The 15483-nt window shown below is 52.2% G+C and carries 14 protein-coding genes; 3 read left to right on the top strand and 11 right to left on the bottom strand.

Annotated features, from left to right (window positions below; all coding sequences use genetic code 11):
* Positions 1 to 5 precede the first annotated feature (5 nt).
* Positions 6 to 1196 (top strand): acetate/propionate family kinase, encoded by a 1191-nt coding sequence (locus AC1EKS_RS00430; RefSeq protein ID WP_481008300.1) that lies wholly within the window; start codon positions 6 to 8, stop codon positions 1194 to 1196.
* A 125-nt stretch (positions 1197 to 1321) separates the two neighbouring features.
* On the opposite strand, the gene AC1EKS_RS00425 is transcribed toward AC1EKS_RS00430, so the two are convergent.
* The 8 genes from AC1EKS_RS00425 to AC1EKS_RS00390 all read right to left on the bottom strand — a co-directional run bounded on the left by AC1EKS_RS00425 (position 1322) and on the right by AC1EKS_RS00390 (position 9754).
* Positions 1322 to 2623: an ABC transporter permease family protein gene (locus AC1EKS_RS00425; RefSeq protein ID WP_481008299.1), complete on the bottom strand. Its 1302-nt coding sequence runs from the start codon at positions 2621 to 2623 to the stop codon at positions 1322 to 1324.
* A complete protein-coding gene (locus tag AC1EKS_RS00420; RefSeq protein ID WP_481008298.1) occupies positions 2616 to 3332 on the bottom strand; it encodes an ATP-binding cassette domain-containing protein in 717 nt (238 codons plus the stop codon). The genes AC1EKS_RS00425 and AC1EKS_RS00420 overlap by 8 nt, the downstream gene beginning before the upstream one ends.
* The gene (locus AC1EKS_RS00415; RefSeq protein WP_481008297.1) at positions 3316 to 3765 is read right to left on the bottom strand and encodes a ribose-5-phosphate isomerase; all 450 of its coding nucleotides are present in this window, start codon (positions 3763 to 3765) and stop codon (positions 3316 to 3318) included. The genes AC1EKS_RS00420 and AC1EKS_RS00415 overlap by 17 nt, the downstream gene beginning before the upstream one ends.
* A 30-nt stretch (positions 3766 to 3795) precedes the next feature.
* The gene (locus tag AC1EKS_RS00410) at positions 3796 to 4509 is read right to left on the bottom strand and encodes a glycerophosphodiester phosphodiesterase family protein (RefSeq protein WP_481008296.1); all 714 of its coding nucleotides are present in this window, start codon (positions 4507 to 4509) and stop codon (positions 3796 to 3798) included.
* Entirely contained in the window at positions 4509 to 5330 is an 822-nt protein-coding gene (locus AC1EKS_RS00405) for a M23 family metallopeptidase (RefSeq protein ID WP_481008295.1), read from the bottom strand. Before AC1EKS_RS00405 ends, AC1EKS_RS00410 begins: the two co-directional genes overlap by 1 nt.
* Positions 5331 to 5455: 125 nt before the next feature.
* Complete coding sequence (locus tag AC1EKS_RS00400) at positions 5456 to 6727, bottom strand: hypothetical protein (protein ID WP_481008294.1); 1272 nt, start codon at positions 6725 to 6727, stop codon at positions 5456 to 5458.
* A gap of 632 nt (positions 6728 to 7359) precedes the next feature.
* Complete coding sequence (locus AC1EKS_RS00395) at positions 7360 to 8403, bottom strand: hemolysin family protein (protein WP_481008293.1); 1044 nt, start codon at positions 8401 to 8403, stop codon at positions 7360 to 7362.
* Positions 8396 to 9754 carry a hemolysin family protein gene (locus tag AC1EKS_RS00390; protein WP_481008499.1) on the bottom strand — a complete coding sequence of 453 codons (1359 nt, stop codon included), beginning with the start codon at positions 9752 to 9754 and terminating at the stop codon, positions 8396 to 8398. Before AC1EKS_RS00390 ends, AC1EKS_RS00395 begins: the two co-directional genes overlap by 8 nt.
* 234 nt (positions 9755 to 9988) lie before the next feature.
* Between AC1EKS_RS00390 and AC1EKS_RS00385 the strand changes: the two genes are divergently transcribed.
* On the top strand, positions 9989 to 13714 hold the full coding sequence (locus tag AC1EKS_RS00385; protein WP_481008292.1) for a multifunctional oxoglutarate decarboxylase/oxoglutarate dehydrogenase thiamine pyrophosphate-binding subunit/dihydrolipoyllysine-residue succinyltransferase subunit: 3726 nt from the start codon (positions 9989 to 9991) through the stop codon (positions 13712 to 13714).
* A gap of 94 nt (positions 13715 to 13808) precedes the next feature.
* Here the strand turns inward: AC1EKS_RS00385 and AC1EKS_RS00380 are convergent, their stop codons facing one another.
* From AC1EKS_RS00380 to AC1EKS_RS00370, 3 genes are all read right to left on the bottom strand, one after another.
* Positions 13809 to 13883, bottom strand: a complete 75-nt coding sequence (locus tag AC1EKS_RS00380; protein WP_373277209.1) for a 50S ribosomal protein bL37 — start codon at positions 13881 to 13883, stop codon at positions 13809 to 13811.
* A 132-nt stretch (positions 13884 to 14015) separates the two neighbouring features.
* Entirely contained in the window at positions 14016 to 14303 is a 288-nt protein-coding gene (locus tag AC1EKS_RS00375) for a hypothetical protein (protein ID WP_481008291.1), read from the bottom strand.
* Positions 14303 to 15001, bottom strand: coding sequence for a sigma-70 family RNA polymerase sigma factor (locus AC1EKS_RS00370; RefSeq protein WP_481008290.1), 699 nt, complete (start codon positions 14999 to 15001; stop codon positions 14303 to 14305). Before AC1EKS_RS00370 ends, AC1EKS_RS00375 begins: the two co-directional genes overlap by 1 nt.
* Positions 15002 to 15095: 94 nt before the next feature.
* Here AC1EKS_RS00370 and AC1EKS_RS00365 point away from each other — a divergent pair, with 94 nt between their 5' ends.
* A complete protein-coding gene (locus tag AC1EKS_RS00365; RefSeq protein WP_481008289.1) occupies positions 15096 to 15482 on the top strand; it encodes a hypothetical protein in 387 nt (128 codons plus the stop codon).
* Position 15483 lies beyond the last annotated feature (1 nt).

Genomic DNA, 15483 nt, shown 5'->3' with positions numbered 1-15483 from the left:
AAGGCGTGGAAAACGATACTATTCTGGTGATTAATTCCGGGTCGTCGTCGATCAAATATAAGTTGATGAACCCGGAAACCGGTGAGGAAATAGCACGCGGTATTGTCGAACAAATCGGCGAAGACCGCAGCCGAATTAAGCACGTCTATCACGATGTGGAAAAGAAAATGGTTCGCTCGGTGCGCGACCACCTGGAAGGGATGGCGATTGTAGAAGAGCTCTTCGAAACCATCGGTCCTTCGCTACACGAATCACAGATAGTGGGTGTGGGACACCGCATCGTGCAGGGCGGTCCCTACTTTTCCGGACCGGCGATAATCGACGACGATGTATACTCCCTGATCGAAGAACTTTGCCCCCTGGGGCCGCTGCATAATCCCGCCCATTTGAAGGGCATCGACGCTGCCAAGCGGATCTTGCCGAAGGTTCCCCATGTGGCGGTATTCGATACGGCTTTCTTTAATCACCTACCGGAGAAAGCCTATACCTATGCCCTGAAACGATCTGTCGCTGAAAAATTTAGGATTCGTCGTTACGGGGCCCACGGTACCTCCCACCAGTATGTTTCTCAGCGAGTTTGTTCGCTACTTGGAACTGAGGATTTAAAACAGATCGTGCTACACCTAGGTAATGGTGCCTCTGCTTCCGCGATTATCGGCCATCATCCTATCGACACTTCCATGGGGCTAACCCCGTTAGAAGGCTTAGTGATGGGAGGACGCACCGGCGATATTGATCCGGCTGCCGTTTTCCATCTCTACCGCGAGGCCGATATGAGCATTGAAGAAATAGATGACCTTTTCAACCGGCAATCCGGTATGAAGGGACTAACCGGCCATAACGATATGCGGGAGATTTGGAAACTAATCGAGGCTGGCGATGAACAAGCTGAAATGGCGATGGAAATTTATTTGCATCGGCTCTTGAAATACGTTGGTGCCTATTGGGCAATTATGGGCGGACTTGATGCCCTCGCTTTCAGCGCTGGCGTTGGTGAAAATGATCCCGGAGTCCGCTGGGAGCTGTGTAGAAGTCTCGCCTTTATGGGAGTGCAGATTGATCAGGAACTCAATGAAGAACATTTTACCCGGGAAGCTATTATCTCCACCCCGGAGTCTTCAGTAAAAGTACTGGTAATTCCCACTAATGAAGAACTCGCAATTGCCCAACAGGTCTACTCGTTGGTGAAGTTTTAGGTCTACGCACAGTAGCTGAAATCAGCGCGGGGATAGGACGTATAAACGTACCTATCCCCGCTGCCCTATTGACAGAGAATATTAAAGGATAATATCCGAAGAATAACTGCGGGACCCCCTGTACCCTACGCTTTTTCTTTCGCGGAAACGCCCAGATTCTTAGCCGCTTTATTTGCAGCCACCAACATGGCGAGGATGCAGCAGATTACCCCTAAGATAGCCGCGGAAGCCAGGAAGAATAACACAATGTGGGGTGCCCCCACATCGGGGCTAATGAAAATCTGTTGGAAGGCGTAACCGACTATTACTCCGGCAATACTGCCTGCCAAACCCAGCATTAGCGCCTGGGTCTCTAATACCCGCCGGACTAATGCCGGGTAGCCGCCGATACGATTCAGAGCTCGGAAGCTATTATTTTGTCGGCGAATCAGGCGATTCATAAGCGGTAAGTTACCTGCAAATAACCCCAATAGATAGCACAACACTGCCGGTAAAAACAGCAATCCTCGTTTCGCAAAACTGATAGCTTCAAAATCCCAAAATGGAGGATCATCAGCAGCTATCACTCGCAGATGCGCAGAGTTCAACCTACTCCTTTGCTCAGGAGAAATATCAGTAGTTCCCAACACTTGGAAGGAGTAGATGAAGTACGGATACTTCTGCTGGTCGACAGTAAGCCCGGCGAAAGGCCAAGCAGGAGTGGTCTGCTGGGGCGCTACTTCAGGAGAAGTCGCAGAAAGCGTTAAGAAGTTAGTTTGCGCTACCAGCGGCAGCCGGAACTGCTGAAGAGGGCTGTGGGGCGCGATAAAAACTCCGGACACCCGATAAGTTTTATCGTTTAGACAGGTATTGCCAGAGCACAGGTTCTTACCGGAAACTTTGTCTCCGACCTTAACTGAAAGCTTCTTCGCCGTCTTCTTGTTTAGGGCGATTTCTCCGACCTGGCGAGGATTATGTCCCGAAAGCACAGTATCTTCTAGCGGATCGAGTACTTGCCATTTAGCGGTTAGACCCGAAAGTTTTACTTTCTCGGTATTAGCGTTACCGGGCACCACGCTCCCCGCGGTGAAAACTAGCGGCTCCAGTGGGGTCTTTCCCAGGACCCTTACTAAATCCTCACGGTTGGGCCCCATAGGGGAAGCACCCTCGCCGATTTGCCATTGGCGTGTCCCGTCGGCGGTTAAATATTCCAATCCTTCTGCTTGCTGCCATGCCATCTTTGGGCGATACTCTATTGCCGCACTGGCCGCAGGAAAAACCGCTTCCCGGGGAGAGGCCACTACCGGATCCCGGGTAACCTGCGATATGGTGACCACCGACATCAGGAAAGCTGCCAATGCGATTAGCGAGAATACCATCCAGCTATTACGGTAGGCGTGAGTTAAACCTCGATAGGCTACTCGCCAAATCAAGCCGACTTTAGTCATTGCCTCGCCCCTGTTTCGCCGTCGGACTCGGTGATAATAACAGCGAGCGGTCAGCAAACTTAGCTAGTGCAGCGTCACTGGTACAAAATAGACAAGAACTGCCCTTTTCCACCTGCATTGTCAGCAGAGCAAAGATTTCTTCTTCCGCTTCACCCTCAAGTTCGCAAGTGAGATTATCTGCTAATACTAGTTTCGCGCCTCCCATACCAGCACGGGCAAGCGCCACTTTCTGCTGCTGATACTGATCCAATTGGTACGGATAGCGATCCGCGATTTCGGTGGCTCGCACGTTGGCTAGCAATACCCCGGTGCGCAAAAGTGCCTCTTGGTGTCTAATTCCGGACAGCTCGTAAACCAAAGCTATATTTTCAGCTACCGTGAGACTCTCCATCAGATTTTCACCCGGCATGACCATCCCGATCTTTTCACGGCGTAGCCAAGCCCGCTGTTGGGGGCTCATATCTGCTAAGTCTCGTCCCTCAATTTCCACCTGACCGGCGCTCGGATCAACCAAGCCGGCCAGCAGATTAACCAAGGCATTTCCCTGCGTGCGCGAGCCGATAACGGCCACTATTTCCCCGGGGTAAATCGCAAAAGAAAACCCTGAAAAGAGCAGCTGCCCGCCCTCTCCGGTACCGAAATCAACCGCAATCAAGCGGGCCCGGGGAGACTCTATATGATTCCCGGCGCTGCTATTTTTCCTGCTCATATTGAGCCATTAAATCTATGCGCCGCTGATGGCGTTCCTCGCCAGTGAAAGGTTCGGCAATAAAAGCATCAACTATCGCCAAAGCCTGCGGTACCTCGTGCATCCGGGCACCTACCGACACAATTTGCGCATTATTATGCATGCGAGCAAGTTTGGCAGTCTCCAGGTTCCAGGCCAAGGCCGCGCGAATTCCTTTAACACAGTTGGCGGCCATCTGTTCACCGTTACCGGAGCCACCTAAAACTACCCCTAAAGAGCCTTCATCAGCGAGGACGGCCTCGGCGCAGGGGATACAGGTATTTGGGTAATCATCTTCAGAATCGTATACCTTGGATCCGTGATCGATTACCTCCAAGCCCTGTTCCTGAAGGTGACTGACTAAAGCTTCTTTTAATTCAAATGCTGCGTGATCGCATGCTACATGTATTCTCATGCCTTAACTCTACCAGTCTAAAGCGGTTTATTAGGCGGTAAGTGTCGCTTTTAGACGCGCCGGATAATCGGTCATGATGGCATCTACCCCCAGGGTAGCTAGCTGCAACATTTCTGCTTCATTATTGATCGTCCAGGGCTCTACTCTGATTCCCTGACAATGACACCAAGAAACAAAACTGCGGTCAATAATTTTTATTCCTGCCCACTTCATGGGGACCTGCGCGAAAGCGGCAGGAGTATTAAACCGCCGTCTGCTGGCGCAGCGAGCGGCGCTAAGTGCCAGTAGAACTTCGAGCGGAGATAAACAAGTCTGTGCCTGCGGGTGACGTTTTCGCACCTGCGCAAGAGTTTTTGAGGAAAAGGAAGAAAATACTACCCGTTCCCAGGCATCGGCATTCCTAACCACGCGCAAAGTACCCTCCAGAGCGCGAGGTTCTTTAATATCCACGTTATAGGCGAGGGCTGGATAGTCTTCGAGGGCAGATTCTAGTGAAACTGGACGTTCTCCTTGCGGGCCCCGTAAAGCAAAGAACTCCCGGGAGGTAAGCTCGCCGACTTCCCGTGAATCACCCCAGGGATTTTCTAGCTTGGCATCATGCTGGAGGACTATCGTGCCATCTTTCAGGGCACGCACATCAGTTTCGTAACGACTGACGTCTCGGGCTAGTGCATAAACAATGGAGTCCCTAGTGTTCTCCAGGGTTTCCCCACCTCCCCCTCTATGGGCGATAATTTGCGGCACTAATCGCATTTTTGACCCAAATAACGGAAATGGTGAGCTTCCAGCCAAGGAACCGGGTCTATATAGTTATTCTCGTTGCCCGGCATGACTTCAAAGTGCAGGTGGTTACCGGTGGAGTTGCCCGTAGATCCCACGGCGCCCAACTGATCTCCAGCCTTTACCTTTTGCCCCACAGTGACCGCGAAAGTCCCGGGAAGCATATGTTTGTACTGGGTGAAAACAATTTTTCCGTCGATAACATGTTTGAGCCGTACCGTATTGCCTCCCCCACCCATGGGGCCCACAAAATCTACTTGCCCGTCAGTTAAAGCATGAATGGGAGTGCCGGCGGGAGCCGCAAAGTCCGTCCCCGTATGCAATTTCAAAATGCCAGATATCGGGTGGACACGTTCCCCAAAAGGAGAGGACTGATGAAAGACTCCGCGCTGCAGGGGGAAGAGGATCGCGCCCTCGTTAGACATATTTTTATCAGCGGTGTTACCAGAGCCAATATTCGAGAACTGGCACTCGGGATCAGCACTCAAAATCCGGGCCCGAGTACCGGCGGCCGGGATCGGAACCAATCCTTGTTCCGAATCTCCCGGAGCTAGGGAGTGGGCACTGCCGGCCCAACTTTCTCCGTCTGGCTGTAGCGAGAGCACATGCGCAATCATCGACCCCGGTTTATTAGCCTGCACAAATCCGGTGAGCGGCGCAATGATAGTTACCACCGCTAATCCCAAAATAACCAGGGCTCGAGGAATCGCCGCAAAGCGCCGAAAGCGCCGCCTGCGCACCCGCTCAGCGCGCCGGGAACGTCGCCCAGTAGCAGACTCCGCCATTTGCTATTCCTCCGGAAAAATTGCCAACCCTAAAATAGTAACGAATTTATAACGATTTATCCAAGGTTGGAAAGAACACCTTGAAAATTTATGCGTAAATCGTATTTATTTTTGCCTGCACGCCCCTATTTAGCTGCTGCCTCGTCCTCCGGGAGCGCTCCGGTGGTTAGTATCAGTTCTGCATCTGCGCTATTCTCGCTCGATTCCCAGGCAATCCAATTTACTTTGGTGACATCAGTGTTCGTGGAGGCTACCGCGGGCTCAACTTCCAGCTTGTTCCCGCTTTTGCCCGCTAAATCCATAGTTAAGATTTCGTCGGTAGTTTGAACATAAAACTGATTAGTTAAGTAATTGGCAACTCCAAAATGGCTACCCTCGTTGTGTAATAGTCGCTCCCACTGTGCACTGTCTAAGATCTCGCTCACCTTACCATCGGTTCCCAGATGGAAAACTTGGTAGGAGCCTTCACTGGTGATGAGTACCGATCCATCTTTTAGCTGCTCCAGAGTTACCGACTTAAAATCTGGATGGTCGGATGCTACTTTCAATAGCCCTAATAGTGGGGTAAGTTTTCCCGTACTATCGACTAAAAAGACGTTGGGCAAACTATGTTTTTCCCCCTCCGCAGCCTGACAAGAGAATAAATATTGGTTACTACTCAATCTATATAGGTTTAGGCGACTTCCTTCGCCTACCGGCTTGTAGCAACTGGGATCACCGACATCGATATTTAATGGCAGTTCAAACAAGACCTTATTACTATCGATAGCATAAAAGCGCCGTTTACCAGTGACAATCATGTACATATCATTGGTAACGGAAGTTGAAACCGCAAACTCATCTTTGTCGGCAGCAAGTTCTTGCAGGGAGGTAGCTTTAGTCTGTCCTCCAGTTAGCGACAATACTTGCGCATGTCGTTGCACTGTCGTAACTAAAGCATCAGGTTTCTTATACTCACTACTCCAGATTTTCGCCACCGCGACTGATTTTTCTGACTGTCCCACCAGTGTAAAGCTATAGTCTTGACGATCATTTACTACATTATCGGCCTCAGTTTGCAGGTCGATGCGAGGTTTAGCCTTACATGAAGGCATCTGCAGTTCTTGGGCATAAAGATGCACTGTTTCCGGAGAAGTTCCCACCGCTTTAGTGAGCACCGTATACACCACGAAAACAGCAGGATCATCTCCATAGGTAGCGGCCACCGAAATATCTTGATCCGTCATCTTTTCCCCGCTTTGCACCGGTGAAAATGTACAATCGACCGTTTTATCTTTCAGCTTTGGGGTCCAAATTTTAAAAAAATATTGCGGAGCTTCTTGCTCACCTTGATTGGAGACTGCGGTTATCATTGGTCCCCCGTGCCATTGCCAGTCGCCACCAGCTGGCAGTTCCACGCGCGAAATCTCGGGAGTGGGAGTCTCACTAGCGCTTGCGGTGGCAGTTGTAGTCTGCGGGCTAGTGGCGACACTTGCTTTCGATTTCCCTAAGCCGCTAACGGCATAGGCAACCCCGGAGACTAATGCGACCGCTACTACTACCCCGATAAGTACCGGTAATAATGTCTGCTTATTTCGGTACCATTTTTTCTTCGCTTCTTTTACCTGATCACCCGCTGGTCCTGGAAGGTTAGCGCCAGAAAAATTGGGGCCTAAGTTATAGGGAGCAGGCTGGGGTTGCGGATAACTTGGTTGCTGCCAGGGCGCAGGCCCGGGTATTTGCGGCTGCGGAGGAGTCGCGTAAGGTGGCGCCGATAAATAGGGCTGTCCCCTGCCGCCTATTGGCAGCGGCGTTCCCTGATTGTGTTGTCCTGCTAACCGCGTGTGGTCAGCATCCTGCGTGACGGGAATATTTAGCTGTTAGCCACAGTTCCCACAGGATGCAACCCCGCTCACAGTTAGATTTTGACAACGCGGACACCTATCCATAGATACAGACTTCCAACAAACGGGTCGATGTAGGTACTAGCAAGTATAGCCAGTTACAGTGGCCAGCAATGTCCGATTTGGGGTACGGATAGTTGATAAAACTAGTTCTCGCCGCGCTGCATGGTGTCGCGGACTTCTCCCACCAGTTCCTCGAGAATATCTTCCAAAAAAATAGCCCCTAAAGTTTGCCCATTTTCATTCACTTTTGCGAGGTGGACGCCAGTTTTTTGCATAACTCGCAGCGCATCCTCCACTTCTTCATCGGGAGACACTTCGGGGAGCACCCGGATTCGCCAAGATTCCAGGGGCGCCTGGCGGGCAGCAATAGAATCGGCGAAAATAACGTCTTTAAGGTGCAAATAGCCTTGCAAGTTCCCAGATTCATCGCTAATCGGAAAACGAGAAAACCCGGTTTTTGCCACCTGCGCTTCGAACTCCGCAGCGGTAAGCGGCCAGTTCAAAGTAACTAGTTGCGATCGGGGAACCATGGCATCACGCACATCTTCTTTAGAGAACTCCAGAGTACCCGATAGCAGCCCCAAATCATCCCGTAGGGTTCCCGCTGCAGTTGATTTTGCTACAATCGTTGCTACCTCTTCAATAGTGAAAGACTGGGACACTTCCGAACGCGGGTTTATTCCCAGCAGTTTCACGAACCAATTAGCACTCGAATCTAAGGCGTGGACCACGGGTCGTACCGCCCGGGCAATGCGCACCAAATGCGGAGCAATCACCAGACATACCCGCACCGAAGCGGCTACCGTCAGATTCTTTGGGATCATTTCCCCCAAGACGATATGTAAAAATACCACTAGTACCAGCGCAAACACGAAGGCAATCGGATGCGTTAGTGAGGGCGAAACTCCGAAGAAATTCAAAGGACGGCTAATCAAGTGCGCCAGGGCAGGCTCGGCTACTGCCCCCAAACCTGTCGACGCCAAAGTGATCCCCAATTGGGTTACTGCCAAAACCAGAGAGACGTGTTCCACCGCCCACAATGCTGCTTTAGTTCCCCGTTTACCTTGCGCGGCCAGGGGTTCTATTTGCGAACGCCGGGTGGAGGTAACTGAAAACTCTCCGGCAACGAAAAAAGCATTCGCTGCCAGCAAGGCCAATGCTACTAAGAGCGCCACCCAATCAGACATGGCTGCCACCACCCTTAACACGGTTATCGCCGGTAGGTTTCGCTGCAGGGCGCGAAGGCGTCCCTGCTGGAGCCGCACTAATCAGGACTTTCTCAATCCGTCGCCCATCCATCCTCGCCACAGTCAAGCTATGGGTTCCTACCTTGAAGCTCTCCCCCACCTGGGGGATTTTACCTGCAATCACCAAAATCAACCCGGCGATAGTTTCGTAAGGGCCATCGTCTGGAAGCAATACCTCAATCCGATCGGCGATTTCATCGGGACGCAAAGTTCCATCCACCAGCCATTTATTGTCGCCCTCGAGGCGGATTCCTCGGCGCCGTAGATCGTGCTCGTCGGCTACTTCCCCCACGATTTCTTCCACTACGTCCTCTAAAGTAACGATTCCGCAGGTGCCCCCATATTCGTCAACTACGATCGCCATTTGTAAATTAGCCGCCCGCAGCTGCACTAAAAGCGGCGCTAACCTGACGGTTTCAGGCACGCGCAGGGCGCTAACCAGCAAAGATTGTGCAGTGACCGGCACTTTTTCACGCCTTGAAAATGGTACCGCCACGGCGCGCCGTAAATGCACTAGGCCGAGGATATCGTCGGCATCCTCCCCCAGGACTGGGAAACGCGAATGTCCCGTGCGCCGAGAAAGTTCCACCACGTCCTCTGCGCTTTGTTCGGCTTCTAAAGAGTCCATCCGGCGTCGGTCGGTCATCACGTCGCGGGCGCATAGTCTTCCCAGCCCTACTGAGCGAGTAAAAATGGTGGCGGTAGATAGATCCAAAGTGCCGGCTTCGGCGCTGTGACGAACCATTGCAGCCAGTTCCGAAGCCGAACGCGCCGAAGATAGCTGCTCTAAGGGTTCTATCCCCAGCGCGCGAACTACCTGGTTGGAAAGTCCGTTTAAAACTGCAATTACCGGCTTAAACAGCCAGGTGAATGCCCGCTGGAGCGGAGTTACTATCTGCGCCACTTCAAATGGTTTCGCTAGCGCCAGATTCTTGGGAAACAGCTCCCCGAATACCATAGAGAAGGCATTGACCAGTACCAAGGCGATCACTACCGCGATGGCAGTAGCCAGTGAGGCCGCTAGCTTTGCATCTAGGAGCAGCTTTGCGAATAGGGAGGTAAGCGCAGTTTGAGTAGTGTATCCCAGCAAAATAGTGGTGAGTGTGATTCCGATCTGCGCCCCGGAAAGCTGGGTTGATAAATGCCGCAAAGCTTTTAGTACTCCGCTAGCTCCCTTTTCTTTGCGTTTTACCCTTCCTTCTATTTGGGCAGGGTCGAGCGCCAGCATAGAGAACTCTGCAGCTACAAATAGGGCGGTACCTATCGTCAGCAAGACCCCTAAAAGCACCATTAGTAGGTAATAAACGCTATCAGGCAACTACACCACCATCACCAGACCGGGGGTAGGGCATACCAAAAACACCTCTTCAAGTAGGCAATTCGTAAGCTATTTTAATAGCAATGTACCAACATTAGTAAAGCCTACATAAACTCTCTTAATATCAAGAGAAACGCTAGGACTTTCGGACTAAATAGGCTTAATATCTTAATGGATACGTTGTCGGCTTTGAAAAAAGGAAGCGCCATGCCCAATTCGGAAGATCAAATGGACCAATCGGTAAGCCCGATCAACCAGGAGATCATCGATGAACTCTATGACAAATACTGCGCCGACCCCCTGTCGGTTCCCGAGGATTGGCGAGAATATTTCTCCGCTTTGGAGGCTCGGAATGCGCAGATAAAAGAACCGGAACCCCAAGAGAAGGAAGTTCATAAAGTAACCCCCACCGGGTCAGCCATTAGCGGTAGGGATGTAACCCGTTCTGATTTGCCGCCGGCCCCTCCGGTAGCGGCCTCCGAGCCTACTTCTCCCTATGTGGCACGGCAAACGGTACTTGATCTCGGTCCGGGAGGCCCGGGCGGGGAAGAAGACGTAGTAGAGAGGCTACGTGGGGTAGCTAAAGCGGTAGTTAAGAATATGAATGAATCTCTACAGATTCCTACCGCTACTTCTGCACGAGAGATTCCTGCCAAACTGCTGATCGAGAACCGTAAGGTCATTAACACTCATTTGGCAGCGACCACCGGCGGTAAGGTTTCATTCACCCACCTAATTGGCTATGCGATTATTGAAGCGTTAGTAGAAATGCCATCCATGAATGTTCGCTTCGAAAAGGACGAGGACGGACGGGACTGTATCCGCAAGTTTGCGCACGTGGGCTTTGGATTGGCGATTGATCTACCCAAAGATGATGGCTCCCGCTCACTAATGGTCCCCGTAGTGCACGATGCCGACACTTTGAACTTCAAGCAGTTCATTGATGCCTACGAGGACCTGGTTAAGAGGGCGCGCGCGGGCGAATTAAAACCCGCCGATTTTGCGGGTGGCACGGTTACTCTAACCAACCCGGGCACCTTGGGAACCAAACATTCGGTTCCGCGCTTGATGACCGGGCAAGGGGCAATTATTGGGGTAGGCGCTACCTCTTTCCCCGCGGAATGGGCGGGGGCATCCCCCTCGCAACTGGCCAATGCGGGCGTTGGCCAAGTTATGACCATGACTTCCACCTACGACCACCGCGTGATTCAAGGCGCCGGATCCGGGGAGTTCCTGCGGATTGTCGAACAGAAAATAGCTGGTCACGACGGATTCTATGAGCGGGTATTCTCCACCTTAGGGGTCGCCCACGAGCCCTACCAATGGGAGCGAGATTTCAGCTATGACCAGATAACCGAAAAAGGCAAACCCGCCCGGATTGCCGAACTGATTCACGCCTACCGTTCCCGCGGACACCTCGCCGCCAATACCGATCCCCTACAGCAAATCCTGCGCCGCCACCCCGATCTTTCGATCGGCTCCTACGGGCTCAGCGTATGGGATTTGGATCGAGTCTTCCCGACGGGAGGATTCGCTGGCCGCGACACTATGAACTTGCGAGACCTGCTAGAGCATCTGCGCGCCACCTACACCCAGGCTATCGGGATTGAATATATGCATATTCAAGATCCGGTCCAGCGCCGTTGGGTACAAAACCGCATCGAGAAGCCCGCGAAGAAGCTGTCTAAACAGGAACAAATGCACGTGCTCAGTATGCTGAACCATGCAGAAGCTTTCGAGACTTTCTTGCAGACCAAGTATGTGGGACAAAAACGTTTCTCCCTAGAGGGCGCAGAATCACTGATTCCGCTGCTAGACAATATGCTCTACAACGCTTCCCATGAGGGACTAAAAGATATCACCATCGGGATGGCGCACCGCGGGCGCTTAAATGTGCTCTCAAATGTGGCGGGTAAGTCCTATGGCCAGATTTTCTCCGAATTTGAAGGCTATCTGGATCCGAACTCCACCCAGGGTTCTGGCGACGTGAAATACCACCTGGGCACCGAGGGTGTTTATTCTGCCGAGGAGGGCGAGGGCGTGCTAATATCCCTCACCGCTAACCCCTCCCACCTGGAGGCGGCAGATGGGGTTACCGAGGGGATCACCCGCGCCAAGCAGGATCGCCTAGGCGGGGGTAAAGAGGCGGAAAGTCTAGTGATGCCGATTCTAATCCACGGTGATGCTGCCTTTATCGGCGAGGGCGTGGTGCAAGAAACCCTGAATATGTCCCAGTTGCGTGGATACCGCACTGGAGGCACCGTACACATTATTGTCAATAACCAGATTGGCTTTACTACCGGTCCGACTTCGGGGCGTTCCACCCGGTACTGCACCGACTTGGCTAAGGGCCTGCAGGTTCCGATTTTCCACGTTAATGGGGATTTCCCGCAAGCCGTGGTGAAAGTAGCGAAGCTGGCCTTTGACTTTAGGCAAGAGTTCCACAAGGACGTCATTATCGATATGGTCTGCTACCGCCGGCGCGGACACAACGAGGGCGATGACCCCTCGATGACTCAACCGGTGCTCTATTCTCTGATTGATCGCCTGCCTACTACTCGGGAGGTCTACACCCGTAACCTGATTGGACGGGGAGAACTGAGCGAGGAAAAAGCGGCAGAGGCGCTACAGGAATACCACGATGATCTAAACAAGATTTTCCAAGAAACTCGGGAAAAGAAAGAGTTCGATGCCGCCGAGCATGATGACACCACTAACCCTGGCGGAGATACTCGCTGGGTAATGCCTGCCTCGCAGCAGCCCGGGCAAGGGATGATGATTGGCTGGACTTCCGCTATAACCCGCGAAGAGGTAGAGAGGATCGGGGATTCCCAGGTGCGGATACCCGAGCACTTCACTCCCCACCCCAAGATTATGAAAGTACTGCAAAAGCGGGAAACCATGTCGCGGGAAGGCAAGATTGACTGGGGCATGGGCGAAATGCTTGCCTATGGCTCCTTGCTGATGGAAGGCACCAATGTGCGTCTGGGCGGACAGGATTCTCGCCGCGGCACCTTCTCCCACCGCCACGCAGTAATTCATGATTACCAGAATGGTCGCGAATGGACGCCGCTGAACTTCCTCACCGAAGATCAGGCAAATTTCAGGGTCTACAACTCTCCGCTTTCCGAATATGCCCCCCTCGCTTTCGAGTACGGCTATTCGGTAGAGTCTCCGGAAACCTTGGTTTTGTGGGAAGCGCAGTTCGGGGATTTTGCTAACTGTGGTCAAGCAGTTACCGACGAGTTCGTTTCTTCTTCCTTCCAAAAGTGGAATGAACGTTCGGGCGTGGTAATGCTCTTGCCGCACGGCTATGAGGGTCAAGGTCCTGACCACTCCTCGGCACGTATTGAGCGCTACCTGCAGCTCTGCGCGCAAGACAATATGTGGGTTTGTCAGCCCTCAAATCCGGCGAATAACTTCCATATGCTGCGTACTCACGCTTACCGGCGTCCTCGCAAACCGCTAATCGCCTTTGAACCGAAACAACTGTTGCGTCTAGCGGCAGCGGCTTCTCCGGTAGAGGACTTCATTTCTGGACAGTTCCAGCCGGTGATTGGCGAAGTTGATGAGCGGGTCAGCCAGCCTTCGCGAGTAATTCTGTGTACCGGTCGCATCTACTACGACCTAGTGAAAGAGCGGGCAAAGCGGGAACGCTTCGATACCGCGATTGTTCGCCTAGAGCAGCTGTATCCGCTGCCGGTAATGGAGTTAAAGGAAGTCTTGGACACTTGGGGTGATTTGCCGCTTACCTGGGTACAAGATGAACCGGAAAATCAAGGTGCCTGGCCGTTCATAGCTTTGCATCTTCCGGGAGCGATCGGCAAGGGATTGCAGGTGGTTTCGCGCGGTGAAGCCGCCTCCCCGGCAGCTGGTAACGCCAAGTTGCATAAAGCCGAAAATGCCGAGTTGATGGAGAAGGCTTTCTCCTAGTTCGATACTAAAAAAGCTTTGGGGGGTGGTGACTTTTAGTCACCACCCCCCAAAACTTTTACCGCTTGCATCTAACGGTATCTAAATGCTGTTCTTAGCAGTTAGGCCGTTTGCCGTGGTTAGCGGCACTGGTACGGCGGCTTTTACGTTTACGTCCACGTTTAGACATCTTTTACACCTTCCCAAATAAAAATCAACGTCCCTAGTTTTACACATCACCCACATTTTCGGAAACTGATGCCCTACAGCTAGGGCCAAAGAGACGCGTTTCATCCTCACTCAAAAATAGCTAGCGTATTTTCTAGCAATCTTCACTAAACCGTTCTTCCCGATAAGAAGACACTTCCGTCCCGTCTGATTGCCTATATACCGCCAGGCTTTTCACAATCCGGGTTCTCAAAGTTAAAGGAGCCGGGGTTTCATGGCACAGACACCGCCGTAGAAAATAGGCGATATCGGAGGCCTCGCCCTCGAGTATTTTCCGACAACACGGGCATTGGGCGATATGGAGGGCTTCCTCTTCGCTAAGTTCACGGGACTCTTCCGTGGCCCGCCTAAAAAGATCACGCTCACATGGTTGCTCGTTCATTACTTCACCCCGATTCCGTACTCGCGGGCATATTCAGAAAGTTCTTCTCGTAGCTGGCTGCGTCCCCGATGGAGTCTAGACATTACGGTACCTAGCGGAATGCCTAGAATTTGCGATATTTCCTTATAGCTGAACTGTTCGACATCCGCCAGATACACTACGGTGCGATGCTCATCTGAAAGCTTGTCAAAGGCCGCCTGGATAGTTTCATTAGGCAGTCGTTCCAAAGCAGTAGTTTCCGCAGAGGGCATACCCTCTGCATGATGCAACGAGTGTGCTACCTGAGCCTGATCAGAAATTTCGCCTGAGCCGTCCTCTTGCGGGCGACGAGTCTTTAAACGGTACTGGTTCAAGAAGGTGTTAGTCATGATCCGGTACATCCAGGCTTTGAGATTAGTACCCGCTTGATATTGATCAAACTTGCGAAAAGCCTGCATATAGGTGTCTTGGACCAAATCTTCCGCATCTGCAGGCTTACGGGTAAGGCGTAATGCTCCCGCGTAAAGCTGATCTAGCAGCGGCAATGCTTCCTCGCTAAAGCGCTCTGCCGCCAAGGAGTCATTGCCTCCCGCAGTTGCCAACCGGGAAGCGTTCGGTGCTTCCGGCTTGTCCGCGCCTGTCGGCCCCTGGGAGGAGGCTGTCATTTCCGGAGGCACGGCAATATCCATCCGGTCTCGGGGCAAGGTCTCAGTATCCATTAACTCTATTCTAGCCTGGTTTCAGCGCTTCTAGTTTGGGTAATAAAACTCCCAGAAGCTAGAAATAGCCAGCTGCTTAGGTAACAATAGAGACATGGCTAATAGGTATTCACTTTCTCGTGCGCTCATTGCGGCGCCTTTGATTCTTGAAGGGATCGACGCGGTACGTAACAGTGAAAAGCATGCGCGCCTGGCCCAGCATCACCTAGAGGTGATGGAAAAGAACGGCCTCCCTCCCCTGCAGATGAGTGATCTAAAAACTATTGCTAAGGTCTGCGGGGTGGCAGTAACCGTTTTGGCTTTACGAATGGCTACCACCCGCCGCTCTCCCCTAGCTACCAGTGCTTTAGTACTTGCCAACGGAGCAGCTACCATTGTCAATGGCTGGCAGCAAGGAAAAGTTGATACCTTCAGGATTGCCCAAGGCCTTGCCCTACACGCCGGTCTTACCTCCGAAATTTTCCCCGCTAAACAGGACTAAG

This window comes from Varibaculum sp. C0165D1 (assembly GCF_056590355.1).
This window is presented reverse-complemented; position numbering and strand designations above follow the sequence as displayed.

What these genes read in the sequence shown, in the direction of transcription:
- AC1EKS_RS00425 (WP_481008299.1), bottom strand. Translation starts at nt 2,623, where the DNA reads ATGACTAAAGTCGGCTTGATTTGGCGAGTAGCCTATCGAGGTTTAACT.
- AC1EKS_RS00420 (WP_481008298.1), bottom strand. Translation starts at nt 3,332, where the DNA reads ATGAGCAGGAAAAATAGCAGCGCCGGGAATCATATAGAGTCTCCCCGG.
- AC1EKS_RS00415 (WP_481008297.1), bottom strand. Translation starts at nt 3,765, where the DNA reads ATGAGAATACATGTAGCATGCGATCACGCAGCATTTGAATTAAAAGAA.
- AC1EKS_RS00405 (WP_481008295.1), bottom strand. Translation starts at nt 5,330, where the DNA reads ATGGCGGAGTCTGCTACTGGGCGACGTTCCCGGCGCGCTGAGCGGGTG.
- AC1EKS_RS00395 (WP_481008293.1), bottom strand. Translation starts at nt 8,403, where the DNA reads ATGTCTGATTGGGTGGCGCTCTTAGTAGCATTGGCCTTGCTGGCAGCG.
- AC1EKS_RS00390 (WP_481008499.1), bottom strand. Translation starts at nt 9,754, where the DNA reads ATGGTGCTTTTAGGGGTCTTGCTGACGATAGGTACCGCCCTATTTGTA.
- AC1EKS_RS00385 (WP_481008292.1), top strand. Translation starts at nt 9,989, where the DNA reads ATGCCCAATTCGGAAGATCAAATGGACCAATCGGTAAGCCCGATCAAC.
- AC1EKS_RS00375 (WP_481008291.1), bottom strand. Translation starts at nt 14,303, where the DNA reads ATGAACGAGCAACCATGTGAGCGTGATCTTTTTAGGCGGGCCACGGAA.
- AC1EKS_RS00370 (WP_481008290.1), bottom strand. Translation starts at nt 15,001, where the DNA reads ATGGATACTGAGACCTTGCCCCGAGACCGGATGGATATTGCCGTGCCT.
- AC1EKS_RS00365 (WP_481008289.1), top strand. Translation starts at nt 15,096, where the DNA reads ATGGCTAATAGGTATTCACTTTCTCGTGCGCTCATTGCGGCGCCTTTG.